We start from the raw sequence: 22128 nt of genomic DNA on the forward strand, positions 1-22128 counted from the left end.
CCTGCGCCGAGCTGCCGGAAGAGGCGTTTTGAGCCCGGCGCGCCGGCGCCACCCGGGCGACACACAGGCGCCGCGCCACGGTCCACAATGACCCGGTTTCCCCCACCCCGAACAACACACGAGGCAGACCAGACATGACCCGCACCCTCTCCCAGCTCTTCGACCTCCAAGGCCGCACCGCCCTCATCACCGGCGGCTCGCGCGGCCTGGGCCTGCAGATGGCGCACGCGCTGGGCGAGGCCGGCGCGCGCGTGCTGATCAGCTCGCGCAAGGCCAAGGACCTGGAGGAGGCCTGCGCGGGACTCACGGCCGCCGGCATCGCCGCCGAATGGTTGGCCGCCGACGGCCAGAGCGAAGACGAGTGCCGCCGGCTGGTCGACGAGGCGATGCGGCGCCTGGGCCATATCGACATCCTGGTGAACAACGCGGGCGCGGCCTGGGGCGCGCCGGCCGAGGACCACCCGGTGGACGCCTGGGACAAGGTCATGGACCTCAACGTGCGCAGCTACTTCATCCTGGCCCAGGAGGTCGCGCGCCGCAGCATGATCCCGCGCAAGGGCGGCAGCATCATCAACACGGCTTCCATCGCCGGTCTGGGCGGCAACCCGCGCGGCATGAAGACCATCGCCTACAACACCTCCAAGGGCGCGGTCATCAACTTCACGCGCGCACTGGCGGCCGAGTGGGGCGAGCATGGCATCCGCGTCAACGCCATCTGCCCGGGCTTCTTTCCCAGCAAGATGACCCAGGGCACGCTCAAGGCCATGGGCGAGGACAAGCTGGCCGCGCACGCCCCGCTGGGCCGCCTGGGCGACGACGAGGACCTGAAGGGCCTGACCGTGCTGTACGCCAGCGACGCCGGCAAGCACATCACCGGCCAATGGCTGGCCGTGGACGGCGGCGTCTCGATCATCACGGGCGGTTGATGGAATTCTCGGTACGCATTCCCTTTGTCGATCTGCTCGGCTTTCGCCTCGAGCGCATGGAGGGCGGCGAAGCCCAGATGGCCTACGACCCCGCGCCCGAGCACCTGAATTCCTTCGACGTGGTGCATGGCGGCGTCGGCATGACCCTGCTGGACGTGGTGATGGCGCACGCCGCGCGTTCCTTGCAGCCCGACATGGGCTGCGTCACCATCGAGATGAAAACCAGCTTCGTGCGCGCCGCCAAGGGCCCGCTGCTGGCGCGCGGCCTGGTGCTGCACCGAACCGCCACCATGGCCTTCACCGAGGGCCGCGTGCTCGACGCCGGCGGCCAGCTGTGCAGCCACGCCACGGGCACCTTCAAGTTCGTGCCGCGCCTGCCCACGGGACCGGGCCGCGTGAACCCGCTCAACCGCATCCCCACCGACTGACCCAACGGGAGACCCCCATGCCCACCAACCGCCAGATCCTGCTCGACAACCGCCCCAAGGGCGAGGCCACCGTCGACAACTTCAAGCTCGTCAGCACCGAGACACCCCCGCTCAAAGACGGCCAGGTGCTGGTGCGGCACCACTTCCTCAGCCTGGACCCGTACATGCGCGGCCGCATGAACGACAGCAAGAGCTACGCCGCCTCCCAGCCCCTGGGCGAGGTGATGATCGGCGGCACCGTGGGCGTGGTGGCCGAATCGAAGCACCCCAGGTACGCCGTCGGCGATCAGGTGGTGGGCATGGGCGGCTGGCAGGAGTACAGCGTGGTCGATGCCGAGCAACCCGGCGCGCTGCGCAAGGTGGACACCACCCATGTGCCGCTGAGCCACTACCTGGGCGCCGTGGGCATGCCCGGCGTGACGGCCTGGTACGGCCTGGTGAAGATCATCAACCCCAAGGCCGGCGACACCGTGGTGGTGAGCGCGGCCACGGGCGCCGTGGGCAGCGCCTTCGGTGCGCTGGCCAAGGCGCGCGGCTGCCGCGCGGTGGGCATCGCGGGCGGACCCGAGAAATGCCAATACGCCGTGCAAGAGCTGGGCTTCGACGCCTGCATCGACTACCGCCTGCACAAGGACATGTACTCGCTGGCCAAGGCGCTCAAGGAGGCCTGCCCGAACGGCATCGATGGTTACTTCGAGAACGTGGGCGGCATGGTCCTGGACGCCGTGCTGCTGCGCATGAACGCCTTCGGCCGCATCGCCGTGTGCGGCATGATCGCCGGCTACGACGGCCAGCCGCTGCCGCTGGCCAACCCGGCGCTCATCCTGGTCAACCGGCTCAAGGTCGAGGGCTTCATCGTCAGCGAGCACATGGAGGTCTGGCCCGAGGCGCTCAAGGAGCTGGGCACCTTGGTGGGCACCGGCAAGCTGCGCCCGCGCGAGACCGTCGCGCAGGGCATCGCCGCTGCGCCCGAGGCCTTCCTGGGCCTGCTCAAGGGCAAGAACTTCGGCAAGCAGCTGGTCAAGCTGGTCTGAGGCGGCCATGCACGTGGCGCCGGCGCTCGGTGAGGCGTTTCGCGAGGCCCTGCTGCGCGAGAAGGGCGCGCTCCACGCCGCCGAGGTGCGCGATGTCCGCCAGACCTGGTCCCTGATCTTTGCCACGAGAAAGGCCCGACATGCTGTCCACGCATGAAGTCTTCAACCAGCCCGCGCCGCTGGTGGACGTCAACCTCTTCGACACCAACCGCGCGCTGCAGGCCGCGCTGGCCTTCAACGCGCCGGGGCTGGACACCGCCGGCCTGCGCGCCCTGGGCGCCACCGTGGGCAGCGCCGGGATGCAGGCCCATGCGCGCCTGGCCAACGTGTTCACGCCGCAGCTCAAGACCCACAGCCGCGTGGGCGAGCGCATCGACCAGGTGGAGTTCCACCCCAGCTACCACGCGCTGATGCGCGAGGCGGTGGGCGCCGGCCTGCACGGCGCCGCCTTTGGCGCCGCGGAACAGGCCAGCGGCAACGCCCACCTGCGCCGCGCCGCCGGCTTCATGCTGTTCACCGAGCTGGAGCCCTCGGTGCTGTGCCCCATCTCCATGAGCTACGCGGTCACGCCCGCGCTGCAGGACAACGCCGCCATCTACCGCGACTGGGCGCCGCAGCTCACCAGCCGCGACTACGACCCCGCGCTGAAGCTCTGGCGCGACAAGCCCGGTGCCACCATGGGCATGGGCATGACCGAGAAGCAGGGCGGCTCCGACGTGCGGGCGAACACCACGCGCGCCGAGCCCGCGGGCCGCGACGGCTGGGGCCAGCGCTTCGCGGTCACCGGCCACAAGTGGTTCTTCTCGGCGCCCATGTGCGACGCTTTCCTCATCCTCGCGCAGACGGCCAGCGGCCTGAGCTGCCTGTTCCTGCCGCGCGTATTGCCCGACGGCTCGCTCAATGCCATCCGCATCCAGCGCCTGAAGGACAAGCTGGGCAACAAGGCCAACGCCAGCTCCGAGGTGGAGTTCCTGGGCGCCACGGCCTGGCTGGTGGGCGAGGAAGGGCGCGGCGTGCCGCAGATCCTGGCCATGGGCACCATGACGCGCCTGGACTGCGCCCTGGGCACCAGCGGGCTGATGCGCCAGGCCCTGTCCATCGCGCTCAACCACACCACGCAGCGCAAGGCCTTCGGCAAGTTCCTCATCGACCAGCCACTGATGAAGAACGTGCTGGCCGACCTCGCGCTCGAATCCGAGGCCGCCACCGCGCTGGCGCTGCGCCTGGCGCGCGCCTTCGACCGCCAGCACGACCCGCACGAGCAGGTGATGGCCCGCCTGCTGACGCCGGTGGCCAAGTTCTGGATCTGCAAGCGCGGCAGCCACTTCGCGCAGGAGGCCATGGAGTGCCTGGGTGGCAACGGCTACGTGGAAGAGGGCGGTGAGGGCATCATGGCCCGCATCTACCGCGAGATGCCGCTCAACTCCATCTGGGAAGGGGCCGGCAACATCATGGCGCTGGACCTGCTGCGGGCCATCCGCAAGGCCGATGCCGCTGCCGCGCTGGCGCAGGAGCTGGCGCCCGCCAGGGGCCAGCACGCCGCGCTGGACCACCTGGCCGCGCGCCTGCCGCTGCGCGTGGAAGAAATGGCCACCGAGATGGAGGCCCGCCGCCTGGCGCAGGACGTGGCGCTGGCCGTGCAGGCCGCGCTGCTGGCGCAGACCGCGCCGGCCGCCGTGTTCAACGCCTTCTGCGATTCGCGGCTGGGCGGGCACTGGGGCCACAGCTTCGGTTCGCTGTCCGCCGGCACCGGGGTCGACGCCATCATCGAGCGGGCCATGCCGCGCTGACCCGATGAACGAGTCCACGGCCATGCACGCCACCACCATGCACGACCTGATCCTCCACCACTACCCCATGTCGCCCTTCGCCGAGAAGGCGCGGCTCATGCTCGGCCACAAAGGCCTGGTCTGGCACAGCGTGCACATTCCCGCGGTGATGCCCAAGCCCGACGTGGTGGCCCTCACCGGCGGCTACCGCAAGACGCCGCTGCTGCAGATCGGCGCCGACATCTACTGCGACACCGCCCTCATCGCCGACGTGCTGGAACACCGCGAGCCCGAGCCCCCGCTGTTCCCGGCGCACGCGCGTGGCCTGTCGCGCACCGTGGCGCAGTGGGCCGATTCCTCCCTGTTCTGGGCCTCCATGGGCTACACGCTCAGCCCCAAGGGCGCGGCGGCGATGTTCGCCAGCCGCCCGGCCGGCGAGGGCCAGGCCTGCGCCAGCGACCGCGCCGCCATGCGCCAGAACATGACGCTGCTGCGCCCCGCCGACGCCACCAGCGCCTACCGCAGCTACCTGCGCCGCCTGGCCAACATGCTCGACGACCAGCCCTACCTGCTGGGCGAGGTGCCCTGCATCGCCGACTTCGCGGCCTACCACCCGCTGTGGTTCACGCGCACGCTCAACCCGGGCCTGGCCAGCATCCTGGACGCCACGCCCGACGTGCTGGAGTGGATGGTCCGACTGGCCGCCATCGGCCATGGCCGCAGCGAGCGCCTGAGCAGCGCCGACGCCGTGGGCATCGCGCACGCCGCCACGCCCGAACCCATCGGGCCCGACGAGTCCTTCCAGGACGACCACGGCATTGCGCTGGGCAGCCGCGTCAGCATCGCCGCCGAGGCCTTCGGCACCGAAACCAGCGAAGGCCTGCTGCGCGCGGCCACGCGCACGCGCTACACCATCGAACGCCAGGACGAGCGCGCCGGCACGGTGCACGTGCACTTTCCGCGCGTGGGCTACGTATTGCGCGAGGTTCGGGCTTGAGCGGCGCGCTGAACTGGCGCTGCGAAGCCTTCGACGCCTTGAAGCCCCAGGCGCTGTACGACCTGCTGCGCCTGCGCACCGAGGTGTTCGTGATGGAGCAGCACTGCGTGTTCCAGGACATGGACGGCGCCGACCCCGCCTGCCACCACCTGCTGGGCGAACGCGACGGCGTCCTGCTGGCCTATGCGCGCCTGGTGCCGGCCGGCCTGAAGTTCGCCGAGGCCAGCATCGGCCGCGTGGTGAGCGACCCGTCCGCGCGCGGCACCGGCATGGGCCACGCGCTCATGCGCGAGGCGGTGCGCCAGCTGCACGCGCTCTGGGGTGAACAGCCGATCCGCATCGGCGCGCAGGCGCACCTGCAGGGCTTCTACCGCCAGCACGGCTTCGAGACCGAGGGCCCGCCCTACGACGAGGACGGCATCCCGCACGTCGAAATGCTGCGCCGCTGAACACACGACACCACAGGAGACGACACCATGATCCAGGACTTCCACGGCAAGACCGCCGTGCTCACCGGCGCGGGCTCGGGCTTCGGCCTGGAGTGCGCGCGCATCGGCGCCCGGCGCGGCATGAACCTCGTGCTGGTGGACGTGCAGGCCGACGCCCTGGCGCGCGCCGAGGCCGAGATGACGGCCAGCGGCGCGAAGGTGCTGGCGCGCCGCGTGGACGTGTCCGACGCCGCGCAGATGGAGGCCCTGGCCGCCGAGGTGCAGCAGACCTTCGGCGCGCCGCACTTCGTTTTCAACAACGCGGGCGTGGGGTCGGCCGGCTTGATCTGGGAGAACTCGGTGCGCGACTGGCAGTGGGTGCTGGGCGTGAACGTCTGGGGCGTGGTGCACGGCGTTCGCCTGTTCACGCCCATGATGCTGGCCGCCGCGAAGGCCGACCCGGCCTGGCGCGGCCACATCGTCAACACCGCCAGCATGGCGGGCCTGCTCACGCCGCCCAACATGGGCATCTACAACGTCAGCAAGCACGCGGTGGTGGCGCTCACCGAAACGCTCTACCAGGACCTGCGCCTGGTCAGCGAACAGGTCGGCGCCAGCGTGCTCTGCCCCTACTTCGTGCCCACCGGCATCAGCCAGAGCCAGCGCAACCAGCCGGCCGAGCTGGCCGGCGAGCGCCTGACGAAAAGCCAGCTCATCGGCCAGGCCATGACGGACAAGGCCGTGGGGTCGGGCAAGGTGACGGCGCCCGAGGTGGCGCACAAGGTGTTCGAGGCCATCGAAGCCGACCGCTTCTACGTCTTCAGTCACCCCAAGGCCCTGGGCAATGTGCGCTCGCGCATGGAGGCCATCGTGAACGTTCAGAACCCGCCCGACCCCTTCATGGAACGCCCGGAAGTGGGGGCGCAGCTGCGCGCCGCGCTGCGCGAAGCTTGAGGCCGCATGGACGCCGCGGCCGCCAGCGGGCACTGCCTGTTCGACACCGCCATCGGCCGTTGCGGCATCGCCTGGGGGCCGGCGGGCATCGTGGCCGTGCAGCTGCCCGAGGCCGACGACGCGGCCACGCGCCGGCGCCTGTGGGGCCACTGCGCCGGTGAGCCGCCCGAGGCCGAGCCACCGCCGCCGGTGCAAGACGCCATCGCGGGGGTGGTGGCCCTGATGGCGGGCGAGCGGCGCGACCTGCTGGAGGTGGTGCTCGACATGGCGCGCGTGAGCGCGTTCCACCAGCGGGTCTACCACGTCGCGCGGCGCATCCCGCCGGGCCAGACGCGCACCTATGGCGAGGTGGCCCAGGCCCTGGGCGACCCGCAACTGGCGCGCGCCGTGGGGCAAGCCATGGGGGCCAACCCCTTCGCGCCCATCGTGCCCTGCCACCGCGTGATGGCGGCGGGCGGCCAGCCGGGCGGCTTCTCGGCGCGCGGCGGGGCGGTGACCAAGCTGCGCATGCTGGGCATCGAGGGCGCGCTGGAGCCCGACCTGTTCGATCCGCCCCCGCCTGGCCTCAGTCGCTGAGGGGCGGTTCGGCCAGGCGCTCGGCCAGCGCCAGCGCCGACAGCGGCGCGCAGCCCTCGGCCTTGTTGCTGATGGTCACGTAGGCGTTCTGTCCCGCGCCGGTGACGCCGCGCACCGTGCGCACGATGAGCGCGCGCGTGTCCTCGTCCACGTCGTGGATGCGGTCGTAGGGGCTGTACTCCCGCTGCGCGTCTTCGTAGCCGTAGGCGCCATGCAGGGGGTTGAGGTTCCAGCGGCAGACCAGGGGGCCGGGCCACAGGGCGCGCAGCAGCGGCAGCTGGTCCTGCATGCGCGGCATCTTGGCGTGCAGGCCCAGGCAGTAGGTGGCGCCGGCCTCGCGCAGCACCTCGGCCAGCGCGGGCGCGATGCGCGGCGACAGCCACTCGGGGTCGCGCACCTCCACCGCGACCACGCCGTCGGGCGTGGCGCCACGCACGTCCGGCAGGGCCTTGAGCAGGGCGCGCAGGCGCTCCAGCAGCAGCGGCAGGCGCTGCAACTGCGCGAAGGGCAGGGGGCTCAGCTGGAACACCAGCGCGCCGACCTTGTGTCCCAGGCCGGCCAGGGCGGGTTCGATGAACTCGCTCACCGCCACGGCCGGGTTCAGGAACAGCGGGTTGGGCTGGCGGCCCATGCCGTCCTCGCCGCGAACCTGGGCGTCGCAGACCAGCGCGGGGGCCTTCACGACGAAGCGGAAATCGCTCGGCACCTGCTCGGCGTAGCGCCGGAACTGCAGCTCGGTGAGGGCGCGGTAGAAGCTGCGGTCGATACAGACGCAGCGCAGCAGCGGGTGCTGGCCGTAGGCGGCGAGTCCCTGTTTGGACAGTGTGGCGTCGGGGTACTCGCGGTCCCAGACCAGGCCGGCCCAGCCCGGGTAGGTCCAGGACGAGGTGCCCAGGCGCAGGCGCGGCGGCAGGGCGGCGGCCAGGGCGCGCAGGGCCTCGCTGTGCTCGGCGGGCAAGACGCCGGCGCCGCCGCGGCGGCGCGCGGGTGGGGCATCGGCGGGCGCTGGCGGCGGGGAGGCGGGCGGTGAAGGTGGTCCGCCGAACAGGTCGTCCTGCATCGGTCCCGTCAACCCGCGTGGAAGCGCCGGCGGTACTCGCCCGGCGTGAGGCCCACGAAACGGATGAACACCTTGCGAAAGGCGCTGGTGTCGCCGTAGCCCACGTCCCAGGCGATGCGGTCCACCGGCAGGCGGCCGAACTGCAGCATCTCGCGCGCCCGGCCCACGCGCAGGCGCTGGCAGTACTCGGTGGTGGTCATGCCGGTGGCCTTCTGGAAGCGGCGCAGGAAGGTGCGCTCCTCCAGCCCGGCGCGCGCGGCCAGCGTGGTCAGGGCGATGTCCTTCGCGTCGGTGGCCTGCAGCCAGTGCTGCACCTTGAGCACGGCGGCGTCGCCGTGGCGCAGCCGGGGTGAGAAGGCGCTGTAGTAGCGCTGCTCGCGCCCGGGCGGATCGACCAGCAGCGAGCGCGCCGTCTCCACCATCACCGTGGCCCCCAGGGTGCGGTCGATCAGGCGCATGCCCAGGTCGGTCCAGGCCATGGCGCCGCCGGCGGTGAGGATGTCGCCGTCGTCGACGATGAGCTGGTCGGTGTCGAGCCGCACACCGGGGAAGCGGTCCTGGAAGGCCTCGGCGTAGCGCCAGTGGGTGGTGATGGTGCGCCCGGCCAGCAGGCCGGTCTCCCCGAGCACGAAGGCGCCCGCGCACACCGAGGCCAGGGCCACGCCGGCCGCGTGCCGCTCGCGCAGCCAGGCGCCGAAGGGCGCGGCGGCCTCGCGCGCCAGCGGCGGGTTCAGGCTGGGTGGCAGCACCAGCACGGCGGGCGTGCCGGCCTGACCGGGGGCGCTGTCGAACACGCGCGAGGGCGGGCCCTGCTCATGCAACTGCCAGTGGCTCACGCGCAGGGCGTGGGCGGCGCCGCCCACGCGCGGGGTGGCGGTGCGCGAGGCGTAGTCGAAAAGGTCGCTCATGCCCAGCACGGCGGCCAGTTGGGCGCCGGGGTAGAGCACCAGACCGATTTCGGTGGGGGCGGGGGAGGGCATGTGTCGATTCTGCCCTTTGGAATGTCGATGACGCCACTGTGCGCCGGGCTGGCCCCCCGGGATCATTCGCTGGTCCCCATCCGGGACCAACAACGCTTGAACCCACGGAGCCCCGAATGCCCTCCCGCGCCCTGGTCGTGATCGACCTGCAGAACGAGTACTTCCCAACCGGCAAACTGCCCCTGGTCGGCATCGAGGCGGCCAGCGCCAACGCGGCGCGCGTGATCGCCAAGGCGCGCGCCCAGGGGGTGCCGGTGGTCCATGTGCGTCACGAGGCCGGCCGGCCCGACGCGCCGGTGTTCACGCCAGGCACGCCCAACGTGCAGATCCACGCCTCGGTGGCGCCCGCCGAGGGCGAGGCGGTGATCGTCAAGCACTTTCCCAATGCGTTCCGCGAGACGCCGCTGAAGGCGCTGCTGGACGAATTGGGCGTGCGCGAGCTGGTGATCGTGGGCGCCATGAGCCACATGTGCATCGACGCCGGCGCGCGCGCCGCCGCCGACCAGGGCTACGCCGTGACCGTGGTGCACGACGCCTGCGCCACGCGCGATCTGATCTTCGGTGGTCAGACGGTGCCGGCCGCGCAGGTGCACGGGGCCTTCATGGCGGCGCTGGGTTCGTCGTACGCCACACTCGTCGACACCGAGGCCTGGCTGGCGCGCTGAAGGGGGCTTCGTTGGCCCGCGCAGGGCCGGGGCCGCCGCTCAGTCCCCGTCGGCGCCGGGCCACCAGCGCAGGAGCCAGTGGCGGTGGTGCCGGCGCGGCGCGGTTTCTCGCTGGGCTTCCAGTCCCAGCCGGCTTTCGTCGCGGCGCTGGCGGCGCGCGCTCGCCAGCCAGTGCGGTTTGCGGCGCAGCACCAGGTGGCGCTCGATGGCGCGCTCCAGCATCAGCGCCAGGTGGGCGCCGTCGGCCGGCAGGCCGAGGTAGTGGCAGATCAGGCCTTCGTCGATGAGCTCCTGCAGGGCGTTCAGGTCGTGCGAGGCGCTGGCCAGCACCACCGACAGGGCCGGCGTGCGCCGTTTGACGGCCCGCACCAGTTCCAGCGCGCCGCGCGGGTCGCCGGCCTGTTGCAGCAGCAGCACCGCCGGCCGGCGCTGCGCGAGCAGGGTGAGCGCGTCGGCCATGTCCTGGGCCAGCAGCAGGCGGGCGGGGGGCATTGCCTGGGCCGCGCAGGCCTGGGTGCAGGCGCGGGCCAGCCCGGCGTCGGCCTGCACGAGCAGCACTTCTTCGTGCCGCGCGGGCGCGCCGCCGTCGGTGCCCGTGTCCTGGAAGTCGCTCCAGGCCAGGCGCGTGAGGCGCGACAGGCGGGCCGCGTCCTGCACGCTGCGGATCAGCCGGGCGTCGTTCCAGGGTTTGCTGATGCAGCGGAACACGTCGCCCTCGTTCAGCGCGGACACCACCGAGGAAAAATCGGCGCAGCCCGCGAGCAGCAGGCGCACGGTGTGCGGCGAGGCTTCCCGGGCCTGGCGCAGGAGCTCGGTGCCGCACATGCCGGGCATGCGCTGGTCGGACAGCAGCACATCGAAGCGCTGGGCGCCGAGCAGGGCCAGCGCCTGCGCGCCGTCGCTGGCCACCACCACGTCGAACTCGCCGCGCAGCAGCCAGCGCAGCGAGCGCCGCAGCGGGGCCTCGTCGTCCACGCAGAGCACTTTGGGCAGGTGCCTGGCTTCGTTCTTCATGCCGTGCTTTCGGGGGAAGGGCCGATGGTTCATCCGCTGCATGAGCGCCGACGGGCTCAGGCGCGGCATGCTAGGAACGGCGCGCGGTCGGCCACATACTGCCGCGGCAGTATTCGGGCCTTCGCCGGCGTCCGAGGTGCATTCCTTGATGGCTCGCAAAGGAACCGGATGGGGTGGTGGCCTGTGGCAAACTCCCGCGCTTCGTGAAGTGAGGCACCCCTTGGGGGGCCACCGGGAGACCCATGCAGAAGATCGTTGCGCGCCTGGCGCAAGACCTGAAGATTCGTGAGCAGCAGGTGCGGGCCACCATCGAGCTGCTCGACGGCGGCGCCACGGTGCCCTTCATCGCCCGCTACCGCAAGGAGGCCACCGACGGCCTCGACGACATACAGCTGCGCGAACTCGACGCGCGCCTGGCCTACCTGCGCGAGCTGGAAGACCGCCGCGCGGCGGTGATCAGGAGCGTGGAGGAGCAGGGCAAGATGACCGACGCGCTGCGCGCGGCCTTCGACGGCGCCGACAGCAAGCAGGAACTGGAAGACCTCTACCTGCCCTACAAGCCCAAGCGCCGCACCAAGGGCACGATCGCGCGCGAGGCGGGCATCGAGCCCCTGGCCGACGCCCTCTGGGCCGACCCTTCGCTGGACCCGGCCACCGCCGCCGCGCCGTACGTGAAAAGCGAGAAGGGCGAGGACGGCAGCGACTTCACCACTGCGGCGGCCGTGCTCGACGGCGTGCGCGACATCCTGTCCGAGCGCTGGGCCGAAGACGCCGCGCTGGTGCAGGCCTTGCGCGAGTGGCTCTGGGCCGAAGGCCAGATCACCAGCCAGCTGGTGGCCGGCAAGGATGAAAACGCGCCCGAGGTGGCCAAGTTCCGCGACTACTTCGACCAGCGCGAACCCATCGGCAAGGTGCCGTCGCACCGCGCGCTGGCCATGTTCCGAGGCCGCGGGCTGGAAATCCTGGACGTGAAGCTGGCCCTGCCCGAGGACCCGCAGCCCGGCCAGCCCAGCCTGGCCGAAGGCCGCATCGCGCGCCACCTGGGCTGGAGCCACCAGGGCCGCCCCGCCGACGACCTGCTGCGCAAGTGCGTGGCCTGGACCTGGCGCGTGAAGCTGAGCCTGTCCAGCGAGCGCGACCTGTTCGCCCGCCTGCGCGAAGGCGCCGAGGGCGTGGCCATCCAGGTGTTCGGCGCCAACCTGCGCGACCTGCTGCTGGCCGCGCCGGCCGGCCCCAAGGTGGTGATGGGCCTGGACCCGGGCATCCGCACCGGCGTGAAAGTGGCCGTGGTGGACGCCACCGGCAAACTGGTGGACACCGCGACCGTGTTCCCGCACGAGCCGCGCCGCGACTGGGACGGTGCCCTGCACACCCTGGGCCGCCTGTGCGAGAAGCACGGCGTGAGCCTGATCGCCATCGGCAATGGCACCGCCAGCCGCGAGACCGACAAGCTGGCGGCCGACCTGCTCAAACGCTTCCCGGCCGTGCAGAAGGTGGTGGTGAGCGAGGCCGGGGCCTCGGTCTATTCGGCCAGCGAGTACGCCAGCCAGGAAATGCCCGACGTGGACGTGAGCCTGCGCGGCGCGGCCAGCATCGCGCGCCGCCTGCAGGACCCGCTGGCCGAGCTGGTGAAGATCGACCCCAAGAGCATCGGCGTGGGCCAGTACCAGCACGACGTGAACCAGAGCGAGCTGGCGCGCACGCTGGACGCCGTGGTCGAGGATTGCGTGAACGGCGTGGGCGTGGACCTGAACACCGCCAGCGCGCCGCTGCTGTCGCGCGTGTCGGGCCTGTCGGCCTCCCAGGCCAAGGCCGTGGTGCGCTGGCGCGAGGCGCACGGCGCCTTCCGCAGCCGCCAGCAACTGCTCGAGGTGAGCGGCCTGGGCGCCAAGACCTTCGAACAGGCGGCCGGTTTCCTGCGCATCCGCGACGGCGACAACCCGCTGGACATGACCGGCGTGCACCCCGAAAGCTATCCGGTGGTCGAGAAGATCATCGCCAGCGTGGGCGAGCCGGTGAACAAGCTCATGGGCCGCGCCGACTGGCAAGGCCGGCTCAAGCCCGAGCAGTTCGCGGTGGACGGCGTGGGCGCCATCACCGTGAAAGACATCTTGAAAGAACTGGAGAAGCCTGGCCGCGACCCGCGCCCGGACTTCAAGGTGGCGCGTTTCAACGAGGGCGTGGAGGACATCAAGGACCTGCGTGAAGGCATGATCCTGGAGGGCACGGTGAGCAACGTGGCCCAGTTCGGCGCCTTCGTGGACCTGGGCGTGCACCAGGACGGCCTGGTTCACGTGAGCCAGCTCAGCCACAAGTTCGTCAACGACGCGCGCGAGGTCGTCAAGACAGGCGACATCGTGAAGGTCAAGGTGCTGGAGGTCGACACGGCGCGCAAGCGCATCTCACTGAGCATGAAGCTCGACGCCGCGCCCGCGCGGCGCGACGGCGGCGGGGCGGGTGCGGGCGGGCCGCGCGGCGGGCGCGAGGGCTTCGCTCGCTACTCGGGCGGGCGGGACGCGGTGGCTGCGCCCTCGGCCATGGCCTCGGCTTTCGAGAAGCTGCGCGGCGCCAAGCCGCGCTGAGCGGCGCATCAAGTTCCGCGGCCACCTGCCGATAGGGCAGGAAGCGACAACTTCGTTGGCTGGCGTGCCTTGATCGGGGGCGCCGCGGTACCGGCCGTGCCGGGCCGTCGGTGCGGCCCTTGTGGGGACGCGCGCAGCGCCGCGGGGGGGTCGATGTCAGCCCGAGGTATTCATCCCCACCGCCCGCCATGGATCTTGAAGCGCTCCTGAACTACCCCGGCGCCTTGCCGGCGATGTCCCGCACCGTCGCCGACCTGATGTCGGAGATGAACAAGGACGACCCGAGCCCCAAGCGGGTGGCCGAGCTGGTGGGGCAAGACCCCTCGCTCACCACCCGGGTGCTGCGCCTGTCCAACTCCTCCTTCTTCCGCGCCAGCCGCAAGATCGGCAGCGCCCAGGAGGCCGTGGCCATGCTGGGCATGACGCACGTGCGCTCCCTGGTGATGGCCGCCGCGCTGGGCTCCAGCTTCAAGAACGTGCCCGGCGTGAACCTGCCGCAGTTCTGGCGCTACAGCCTGCGCGTGGCCGACATCTCCAAATCCCTGGCGGGCCTGCTGCGGCAGCAGGAGTCCAATGCCTACACGGCCGGCCTGATCCACGCCATCGGCGACCTGGTGATGCACATCGCCATGCCCGATGAGATCGCCCCCTTGGACATGGGCACGCCGCCGCTGGACCTGCAGCGCGCCCAGGCCGAACGCAACCGTTTCGACTACACCTACGCCGAGGTCGGCGCGGGCATGGTGGAGCGCTGGAATTTTCCCCCTGCCATCGTGAGCGCGCTCAAGCACCAGACCGCGCCGTTCGATGGCGACGTGTACGACCCGCTGGCCGGCATCCTGCACCTGGCGTCCTGGCGCGCGCGCGCCGAGGAAATCCAGCTCGACGATGGCGGCCTGGCCGCCACCTTCCCCGACATGGTGGGCCTGACCCTGGGACTGGATCTGGGCAGCGTGCTGGGCAAAGACCCGGCCGAATGGGAGTTCACCGACGCGCTGTCGGCCTTCCTGGATTGATCGCGCCCCATGTCGTCGATAGTTCTAAAGAAACGCCTGCCGGTAACGATAAACAAAGCAAACACCCGACGTTCCAGCCGCAAGAGGATCGCCATGCATCTCGAAAAACTGCTCAAGCAGCCTCAGGCCCTTCCGTCCGTACCCAAGGTGGTGCGGCGCCTGATCGAAACCTTCGAGCAGGCCGACGTCGATCCCATGCTGGTGGCCTCGCTGATCGAAGAGGACCCGGTTCTCACGGCCAAGCTGCTCAAAACGGCCAACTCGGCCTTCTTCGGCCTGTCGCGCAACGTGACCAACGCGCGCGAGGCCATGAACATCCTGGGCCTGATCAAGGTGCGCGCGCTGGTGGTGGCCAGCGCCCTGGGCGAGAGCTTCCACATGGTGGGCGGCGTCAACCTCAACCAGTTCTGGCGCTACAGCCTGAACACGGCCAACCTGTCGCGCTACATCGCGCTGCCCATCCGCATCGACGAGAACACCGCCTTCACGGCCGGCCTGATCCACGCCATCGGCGAGCTGGTGATGCACGTGGGCATGCCCGAGGCCATGATCGAACTGGACCGCAACATTCCCATGCTCGACCTCAAGCGCGCCAAGGCCGAGCGCAGCCTGTTCGGGTACAGCTACGCCGAGGTGGGCGCGGCGCTGGCGCGCGAATGGAAGTTCCCGCGCCGCATGATCAATGCCATCGAGCACCAGACGGCGCCCTTCGACAACGACGTGTACGAGCCGATCGCCGGCGTCATCCACATCGGCTCCTGGCGCGCGCGCGCCGAGGAGCAGGACCTCCGCGGCGAGCTGCTCATCAACACCTACCCAGACCCGGTGGGCGTGGTGCTGGGCATCGATCCGGACACCGTGGTGGCCGAGCGCATTCCCTCGATTTCCCGGCACCCGGTGGAAGACGAGGCCAAGCCGCGCGTCGAGCCGGCCAGCGATTCCGTGCCCCACTGAGGGCCGGGGCCATAGCGCTCGGTGACAATCCGGGCCCATGCGAGCCCTGCGCCTCTATGCCGGACCTTCCGCCCTCGAGCACCTGAGTGAGCGGGGCCTGCGCCCCTCGGACGTCGGTGTCGTCCCCGCCGCGGCCGGCGGACCCAAGGGCCTGATCCTGGGGCCCATCGACCGCCTGCTGTTCGGCCACTGGCTGGCCGACGCGCCGCAGCCCATCCACCTGGTGGGCGCCTCCATCGGCGCCTGGCGCATGGCCACGGCCTGCCTGCCCGACGCGGTGGGCAGCTTCGAGCGGCTTGAGCACGACTACATCCACCAGCACTATGAACTGCCGCCCGGCCAGCGCCGGCCCACGGCGCAGCAGGTGAGCGAGCAGTTCTCGCTCAATCTTCAATCCTTCTACGGTGGGCGCGTCGAGCCCGTGCTGCGGCACCCGCGCTGGCGGCTGCACATCGTCACCTCGCGCGGGCGGCGCCTGCTCGCGCACGATGGGCGCTGGCGCACGCCCCTGGGCTACCTGAGCGCCTACGCGGCCAATGCCGTGCGCCGCCCGGCGCTCGGCCAGTGGCTGGAGCGGGTGGTGTTCTCGGGGCCGGACGCGGCGGCCGGCACCACCAGCGCCTTGCCCTTCGCCACCCACGACCTGCGCACGCGCCAGATCCCGATGGGCCCGCACAACTTCATGCAGGCCCTGCAGGCCAGCTGCTCCATTCCCTTCGTGCTGCGCCCGGTGGTGGACATCCCGGGCGCGCCGCACGGGCCGTACTGGGACGGCGGCATCACCGATTACCACCTGCACCTGCACTACCGGCACGACGCCGCCGCGCCCATCGTGCTGTACCCGCATTTCCAGCGGGCGGTGGTGCCGGGCTGGCTGGACAAGGCCTGGAAGCGCCGCCACCGCAGCAGCGCCGCGCTGGACCACATGCTGGTGCTGGCGCCCGACCCCGACTGGGTGAAGCAGGCCCTGCCGGGCGGCAAGCTGCCCGATCGCAGCGACTTCGGGCGCTACGGCCAGGACCTGGCCGCGCGCGTCAAGGCCTGGGGCGCGGCGGTGAAGGCGGCGCGGCAGCTGGCGGAAGAACTGGGGGAGTGGCTGGCCCGGCCCGACGTCCGTCGGGTCGAACCGCTGTGAGCCCCGCGAGGCCGCGCGGGATAATCCCTCGGTGACCGCACCGTACCTCACCGCCGCCCTCTACAAGTTCGTCGACCTGCCCGACCACGCCGACTGGCGTGAACCGCTCATCGCGCTGTGCCGGGAGCATCAGGTCAAGGGCACGCTGTTGCTGGCGCCCGAGGGCATCAACGGCACCATCGCCGGGCCTGAGGCGGGCGTGCAGGCGGTGCTGGCCTGGCTGCGGCGCGATCCACGCCTGAGCGACCTGGAGCACAAAGCCTCCTGGTCCGAGCGGCCGCCGTTCCACCGCCTCAAGGTGCGGCTCAAGCGTGAAATCGTGACCCTGCGCGTGCCCGGCCTGCGGCCGCAAGAGCACGCCGGCCGCTACGTGAAGCCCGAGGACTGGAACGCCCTAATCGCCCAGCCGGACGTGCTGCTGATCGACACGCGCAATCACTACGAGGTCAAGATCGGCAGCTTCGAGGGAGCGGTCGACCCGGGTATCGGCGCTTTCACGGAGCTGCCCGCCTGGCTGGCGAGCCAGCCGGCGCTGCAAGGCCCGGTAAAGCCGCGTGTGGCCATGTTCTGCACCGGTGGCATCCGCTGCGAGAAGTCCACGGCCCTGTTGCGCCAGCAAGGGTTCGAGGAGGTGTACCACCTACAGGGGGGCATCCTGAAGTACCTGGAAACCGTGCCCGAGGCCGAGAGCCGCTGGCGTGGCGAGTGTTTTGTGTTCGATGAACGGGTGAGTGTGGGCCACGGTTTGCAGCCGGGCGGGCACGCGCTGTGCCGCTCCTGCCGATGGCCGCTCGACGAGACCGACCGCGCCTCACCGCTCTACGAAGAAGGGGTGAGTTGCCCCCATTGCCACGCCCGGCGCGGCGACGCGGACCGGGAGCGCCTGGCCGAGCGCCAGCGCCAGGTCACGCTGGCGCGAGAACGCGGTCTGCCCCATATCGGCTCTCCCACCCCCACGGCGGCAGCGCCGACCGGGCCCGAAGGCGCCGCCGATAGCGGGGCGGGGCCGGCGCGGCCTACCGGCGTTCAGGGGGCCCAGAGCCAGCCGGTGTTGTCTTCGGCGGGTTCCGTCACCCGATAGAACGACGGGGCCTGCACCGTGATGGGCACGCTGTGTGGCCGACGGTGCAGCTGGCTCAGGCGAAGGCCGCTCGCCGAGCGCTGCAGCCAGGCTCCGGCCTGCAGGAGGGCCTGATCAAGGGTTTGAGACGAGGCCGGCCGGCGCCACAGCATGGCGGTGGCCGCCGCCATGGCGAGCTGGCGCTTGGCGCCCGACGAAGGCGCTGTTTGCCAGGCGCGCAGGATGAGTTGGTGCGCGTGGGCGACATCGTTGTCGAGCAAGGCAATGGTGGCGTCGGTGGCCAGCACGATGGCGGTGATGCTGCGGTTGTCGCGCTGTGTGTGGCCACCCAGGGTCTCGCGCAAACCCTGCAGTGCCGTGCGCGAGCGCGTATGCCAAGCGGTGTCGATGGCAAAGAGCCAGGCCTCGTCACGAAACCACAGGCTGCAGTGCGAGAGCACCGGCAGGGCTTTCTCCACCAACCGCCACGCTTCATGGGGCAGGCCGTTCAGCCGCAGGCGCCGCGCCAACAACCAATCGCGTGTGGCATTCCAGCGGGTCAGGCCGGTGAGGGGGAGGGCGTCGAAGCCTTGCAGACAGGCGCCGAGGCGCGCCTCGTCACCCAGCCGAGCGGCCAGATCGCCCAGCGCGAGCCGGCACAGGATCCGGGGTGTGAGCCAGGGCGAGCGTTCGGCGAGCTCTTGGGCGCGGGTCCATTCGCTCAAGGCGGTGTCGAGGTCGCCATCGGCGTGCCGTGTCAGGCCGGAGAGGGCATGCAACAGGGCTTGAAGGCCTTCGCAGCCCGGCGAGACGTTGCTGCCGGCTTCGCTGCTGCGGTGGAAGGCTGGCCCGCCGGACGCCTCGCGCGTGATCTGTCGGTGCAAGTTGGCCAGGCGGTGCCAGCGTCGGATGCCTGCCGAGCCGTCCACCGCGGGCGCGTCGCGCAGGCTGCGCCACCACGCGGGCGGCGCCCAGTCGACCCCCACCACCGCCATGAGGTGTTCGGCCGTCGCCCCGGCCCGCACCGCTTGAGGCGTGGTGGTGACGTGATCGAAGTGGGTCAAGGCGCGGTCCACCAGATGGGCCACGCGGCGCGAGTCGCCAGCGGTCCATTCGTATACAGCCAGGCACAGGTCCGCCCAGCCTTCGTGGTGAGGGGCGTTCGAGCGGGAGGCCCGCCGTCGCAGCTCCAAGGCTTCCTGAGGTGTTCGAGGGTCACCACGCCAAGCGCTTTCCATGAGGATGTCGGCCTCGGCGTCCAGGCCGCGCTCGACCAGCGACCGGCACCACAGGGCGGGTAGGTGGGGACTGGCGGGCCCCATCAGCGGTGGTGGGTGGCCAATCAAGGCGGCCAGACGCTCCCAGCGGCGCTCCACCTCGCCCGGCGAGGTGGACAGCAGGATCTGGCGAAGGCGCATGGCGAGTGCGGCCGAACCGGCGGCTTGCCAGGCGGCTTCGAACGGCGAATCGGCGCTCGCGCTGACGCGCGTGCGCCAGTCGGGGGCCGAAATCTCGATGTCCATGGTGAATGCCGGGCGAACCCTCTCGGCCTCGGGCGCCGGCGCTGCGTCCTTGTCCCGGGCGTTCGTCAAGCGCAGGCGGCTTTGCGCGCGCACGGAGTCGTCGCCCGCGGTGGGGGTTTGCTCGGTGTCCAGCGGCTGCACCCCATGCGCTTGCAGCGACAACACGCCGAAGCCCGCCAGGGCGACAGGCATCCAGGTGGGCAGATTCAGTCCGTCATCCAGGCGGGTGAGTGGCCAGCGCACCACCAGCAGGGCGGCGCCCCGCGACGTTTGACCTGGGGCCACGCGGCGGTGGCGCACTTCGCCCACCACGCGGTAGCCCACCCGATGCACGGTGTGCACGGGGCACTCGAAGCCAGGCGCGTCGCTCAGGGCTTTGCGCACTTTGAGCACGGCCTGGGCGATGACGGAGTCGGTCACACAGCGGCGCTGCCAGACCTGTTCCAGCAACTCTTCTTTGGCGACCACCCGGCCATGGTTCTTGAGCAGGTAGAGCAACAGGTCGAAGGCTCGCCGTTCAAGGGGGCGCAGCACGCCGTCGCAGGTCAGTTCGCGGTGGTCGGAACGCAGCACGAACGGTCCGAAGGTGAATTCGTCGCACCCCGAGGGGTGGCCGACCGGCGGAGGGGCGGCCGGGGCGCCTGTGGACTGGACAAGCGAAACCGGGGCAGCCCTGACGCGCCCCACTGCGCTGTGCTTTCGCATTTTGGCTTTTCCTCACCTGAAAAGCCGATTACAGCACTCCAAAAGTCGTCATTTTTCCATAATTGAGAATACAAAAGGGCTAGGAAATAAGTCGACCGACCATCCTGCCAATCAGACCGTTAGCGAGGTTTCGAGCATGGCCTGGTAGTCCTGCGGCGAAGCGAGCCGGGGATTGGTCTTGTGGCAGTGGTCGGCCAGGGCGCCTTCGATCACGCGGTCGAACAGCGAGCGGTCCACGCCCATGGCGGCGAGGCCATTGGGCAGGCCCAGCCGCGCGCTCATGTCGGCCACGGCCTGGGGAACGTCGGCGCCGGCGGCCAGGCCCATGGCCTGGGCCATGCGGTCCAGGCGCTGCTCGCGCCGCATGCTGTCGGCCTCGGCATTGAAACGGATCACGGCGGGCAGAAAGACGGCATTGAGCGTGCCGTGGTGCAGGCGGGGGTTGATGCCGCCCAGGCTGTGGCTGAGGCTGTGTACGCAGCCCAGGCCCTTCTGGAAGGCCATGGCGCCTTGCATGCTGGCGCTCATCATGTGCAGGCGGGCCTCGCGGTCGCTGCCGTCGCGGGTGGCGCGTTCGATGTGGGCCCAGCCGCGGCGCAGGCCATCGAGCGCAATGCCGTCGGCCGGCGGATTGAAGGCCGCGCTCATGAAGGTTTCCATGCAATGCGCGATGGCGTCCATGCCGGTGGCGGCGGTGAGCAGGGGCGGCAGGCCCAGGGTGAGTTCGGGGTCGAGCAGCGCGGTGCGGGGGACGAGGTGCCAGCTGTGGAAGCCCAGCTTGCGGCCGTCGTCGACGATGAGGATGGCGCCGCGCGCGACCTCGCTGCCGGTGCCGGCGGTGGTGGGGACGGCGATCAGGGGGGGCACGGCGGCGCTGATCTTGGGTGAGCCGCCTTCGATGGTGGCGTAGGTCTTGAGCGGCCCTTCGTGCGCGGCGGCGATGGCCACGCCTTTCGCGCAGTCGATGGCGCTGCCGCCGCCGAGCGCGATCAGGCCATCGCAGCGTTCGCGGCGGTAGATCTCGACCGCGGCCCGGACCGCGGCCTCGGTGGGGTTGGAAGGGGTCTGGTCGAACACCGCAGCGGGCGTGCCCTGCAGCGCGGCCTGCAGCCTGTCGAGCAGGCCGGCGGCGCGCACCCCGGCGTCGGTGACGATCAACGGACGGCGCATGCCCACGCGCTCGCATTCGGCGGGCAACTGCGACAAGGCCCCGTAGTCGATGAGGATGTTTGTCACGTAGAGGATCTGGGCCACGTCTGTCTCCGGTTATGGTTCGGGGAAGCGAAAACTATACGGACGCGATGCGCCAGCGCGGTCGCCGAGCCGACAAGCCCTCCCATGTCCCACCCTTCGAATCCGCGCTCGCGCTTGACGCCAGCGATGCGCGGCGTGATCGACCGCATCGCGCGCGCCGGCCATCCGCCGTTCCACGCGCTCACGCCCGAGCAGGCGCGCCAGGCCTATGCCGCCGGGGCCGGCGTGCTCGAGATCTCGCCGCCGGCGATGGCCCGCGTGCAGGACCTGCGCATTCCCACGCGCGACGGCGCCGAGCTGCCCGCGCGGCTGTTCGCCCCAAGTGAGGCGGATGGCCTGCCGGTGCTGCTGTATTTCCATGGCGGCGGGTTCACGATCGGCAGCGTGGCCACGCACGAGCCGTTGTGCCGCGCGCTGGCGCATCAGGCGGACTGCGCGGTGTTGTCGGTGGACTACCGGCTCGCGCCCGAGCACAAGTTCCCCGTCGCAGTGAACGACGCCTGGGACAGCCTGGCGTGGCTGCGCGGCCGGGCGGGTGCCCTGGGGCTGGACGCCGGGCGCATCGCCGTGGGGGGCGACAGCGCGGGCGGCACCCTGGCCATCGTGACCGCGCTGCAGGCGCGCGACGCGGGCTGGCCATTGGCGCTGCAGCTGCTTTTCTATCCGGGCTGCGCGGGCCACCAGGACACGCCCTCGCACCATACCTACGCGCAAGGCTTCATCCTGGACGAGCCGACCATCCGCTATTTCTTTGGCCACTACCTGCGCACCCCGGCCGACCGCGACGATTGGCGCTTCGCCCCGCTGGACGGACGCGACGGGCATGGCGAGCCGAAGGACCTGGACGGCGTGGCCCCCGTGTGGATGGGCCTGGCCGAGTGCGATCCGCTGGTGGACGAGGGCCTGGCCTTCTGCGACCGGCTGCGCCTGGCCGGTGTGGCGGTCGACTTGGACATCTACCCGGGCGTGGTGCACAACTTCGTGCAGTTCGGCCGCGCCATTCCCGAGGCGCGCACCGCCCACCAGCACGCCGCGAGAGCCTTGAGAGGCGCTTTTGGAGACCACTGA

The 22128-nt window shown here is 71.0% G+C and carries 21 protein-coding genes; 16 read left to right on the top strand and 5 right to left on the bottom strand.

The window, feature by feature from the left end; translation table 11 throughout:
* Positions 1-134 precede the first annotated feature (134 nt).
* The 9 genes from BGO22_RS00335 to BGO22_RS00375 are packed head-to-tail and all read left to right on the top strand — an operon-like array spanning position 135 to position 7112.
* The gene (locus BGO22_RS00335; protein ID WP_070398387.1) at positions 135-926 is read left to right on the top strand and encodes an SDR family oxidoreductase; all 792 of its coding nucleotides are present in this window, start codon (positions 135-137) and stop codon (positions 924-926) included.
* On the top strand, positions 926-1354 hold the full coding sequence (locus BGO22_RS00340) for a PaaI family thioesterase (protein ID WP_070398388.1): 429 nt from the start codon (positions 926-928) through the stop codon (positions 1352-1354). Before BGO22_RS00335 ends, BGO22_RS00340 begins: the two co-directional genes overlap by 1 nt.
* A gap of 17 nt (positions 1355-1371) precedes the next feature.
* A complete protein-coding gene (locus tag BGO22_RS00345; protein ID WP_070398389.1) occupies positions 1372-2388 on the top strand; it encodes an NADP-dependent oxidoreductase in 1017 nt (338 codons plus the stop codon).
* 7 nt (positions 2389-2395) lie between these two features.
* On the top strand, positions 2396-2545 hold the full coding sequence (locus tag BGO22_RS00350) for a hypothetical protein (protein WP_175442810.1): 150 nt from the start codon (positions 2396-2398) through the stop codon (positions 2543-2545).
* The gene (locus BGO22_RS00355; RefSeq protein WP_070398390.1) at positions 2529-4178 is read left to right on the top strand and encodes an isovaleryl-CoA dehydrogenase; all 1650 of its coding nucleotides are present in this window, start codon (positions 2529-2531) and stop codon (positions 4176-4178) included. Before BGO22_RS00350 ends, BGO22_RS00355 begins: the two co-directional genes overlap by 17 nt.
* A gap of 37 nt (positions 4179-4215) precedes the next feature.
* Positions 4216-5154 (top strand): glutathione S-transferase family protein, encoded by a 939-nt coding sequence (locus tag BGO22_RS00360; protein WP_070398720.1) that lies wholly within the window; start codon positions 4216-4218, stop codon positions 5152-5154.
* On the top strand, positions 5151-5603 hold the full coding sequence (locus BGO22_RS00365) for a GNAT family N-acetyltransferase (RefSeq protein WP_070398391.1): 453 nt from the start codon (positions 5151-5153) through the stop codon (positions 5601-5603). The genes BGO22_RS00360 and BGO22_RS00365 overlap by 4 nt, the downstream gene beginning before the upstream one ends.
* A gap of 27 nt (positions 5604-5630) precedes the next feature.
* Positions 5631-6536 carry an SDR family oxidoreductase gene (locus tag BGO22_RS00370; protein ID WP_070398392.1) on the top strand — a complete coding sequence of 302 codons (906 nt, stop codon included), beginning with the start codon at positions 5631-5633 and terminating at the stop codon, positions 6534-6536.
* Between the two features lie 6 nt (positions 6537-6542).
* Complete coding sequence (locus BGO22_RS00375) at positions 6543-7112, top strand: methylated-DNA--[protein]-cysteine S-methyltransferase (protein WP_070398393.1); 570 nt, start codon at positions 6543-6545, stop codon at positions 7110-7112.
* Here the strand turns inward: BGO22_RS00375 and BGO22_RS00380 are convergent.
* Positions 7102-8172, bottom strand: coding sequence for a DUF72 domain-containing protein (locus BGO22_RS00380; protein ID WP_070398394.1), 1071 nt, complete (start codon positions 8170-8172; stop codon positions 7102-7104). The genes BGO22_RS00375 and BGO22_RS00380 overlap by 11 nt on opposite strands.
* Before the next feature lie 8 nt (positions 8173-8180).
* Positions 8181-9152 (bottom strand): GlxA family transcriptional regulator, encoded by a 972-nt coding sequence (locus BGO22_RS00385; protein ID WP_070398395.1) that lies wholly within the window; start codon positions 9150-9152, stop codon positions 8181-8183.
* A gap of 116 nt (positions 9153-9268) precedes the next feature.
* Between BGO22_RS00385 and BGO22_RS00390 the strand changes: the two genes are divergently transcribed.
* Positions 9269-9817: a cysteine hydrolase family protein gene (locus BGO22_RS00390; RefSeq protein WP_070398396.1), complete on the top strand. Its 549-nt coding sequence runs from the start codon at positions 9269-9271 to the stop codon at positions 9815-9817.
* A 39-nt stretch (positions 9818-9856) separates the two neighbouring features.
* Here the strand turns inward: BGO22_RS00390 and BGO22_RS00395 are convergent, their stop codons facing one another.
* Positions 9857-10831, bottom strand: coding sequence for a response regulator (locus BGO22_RS00395; RefSeq protein ID WP_070398397.1), 975 nt, complete (start codon positions 10829-10831; stop codon positions 9857-9859).
* Between the two features lie 242 nt (positions 10832-11073).
* Here BGO22_RS00395 and BGO22_RS00400 point away from each other — a divergent pair, with 242 nt between their 5' ends.
* The 5 genes from BGO22_RS00400 (at position 11074) to trhO (ending at position 17599) form a co-directional block, all read left to right on the top strand.
* On the top strand, positions 11074-13413 hold the full coding sequence (locus tag BGO22_RS00400; protein ID WP_070398398.1) for a Tex family protein: 2340 nt from the start codon (positions 11074-11076) through the stop codon (positions 13411-13413).
* Positions 13414-13601: 188 nt separating this feature from the next.
* A complete protein-coding gene (locus tag BGO22_RS00405; RefSeq protein ID WP_070398399.1) occupies positions 13602-14429 on the top strand; it encodes an HDOD domain-containing protein in 828 nt (275 codons plus the stop codon).
* 93 nt (positions 14430-14522) lie between these two features.
* Complete coding sequence (locus BGO22_RS00410; protein WP_070398400.1) at positions 14523-15383, top strand: HDOD domain-containing protein; 861 nt, start codon at positions 14523-14525, stop codon at positions 15381-15383.
* A 37-nt stretch (positions 15384-15420) separates the two neighbouring features.
* Positions 15421-16518 carry a patatin-like phospholipase family protein gene (locus BGO22_RS00415; protein ID WP_070398401.1) on the top strand — a complete coding sequence of 366 codons (1098 nt, stop codon included), beginning with the start codon at positions 15421-15423 and terminating at the stop codon, positions 16516-16518.
* Between the two features lie 31 nt (positions 16519-16549).
* Positions 16550-17599 (top strand): oxygen-dependent tRNA uridine(34) hydroxylase TrhO, encoded by a 1050-nt coding sequence (gene trhO, locus BGO22_RS00420; RefSeq protein WP_070398402.1) that lies wholly within the window; start codon positions 16550-16552, stop codon positions 17597-17599.
* Here trhO and BGO22_RS00425 read toward each other — a convergent pair.
* On the bottom strand, positions 17545-19806 hold the full coding sequence (locus BGO22_RS00425; RefSeq protein WP_083293016.1) for a winged helix-turn-helix domain-containing protein: 2262 nt from the start codon (positions 19804-19806) through the stop codon (positions 17545-17547). The two genes, trhO and BGO22_RS00425, sit on opposite strands and share 55 nt — an antisense overlap.
* Before the next feature lie 111 nt (positions 19807-19917).
* On the bottom strand, positions 19918-21060 hold the full coding sequence (gene gbd / locus BGO22_RS00430) for a 4-hydroxybutyrate dehydrogenase (protein ID WP_070398404.1): 1143 nt from the start codon (positions 21058-21060) through the stop codon (positions 19918-19920).
* 84 nt (positions 21061-21144) lie between these two features.
* Here gbd and BGO22_RS00435 point away from each other — a divergent pair, with 84 nt between their 5' ends.
* The gene (locus BGO22_RS00435) at positions 21145-22128 is read left to right on the top strand and encodes an alpha/beta hydrolase (RefSeq protein ID WP_083293018.1); all 984 of its coding nucleotides are present in this window, start codon (positions 21145-21147) and stop codon (positions 22126-22128) included.

Origin of the sequence: Hydrogenophaga sp. 70-12 (genome assembly GCF_001897365.1) — a bacterium.
Lineage (GTDB): Bacteria > Pseudomonadota > Gammaproteobacteria > Burkholderiales > Burkholderiaceae_C > Hydrogenophaga > Hydrogenophaga borbori.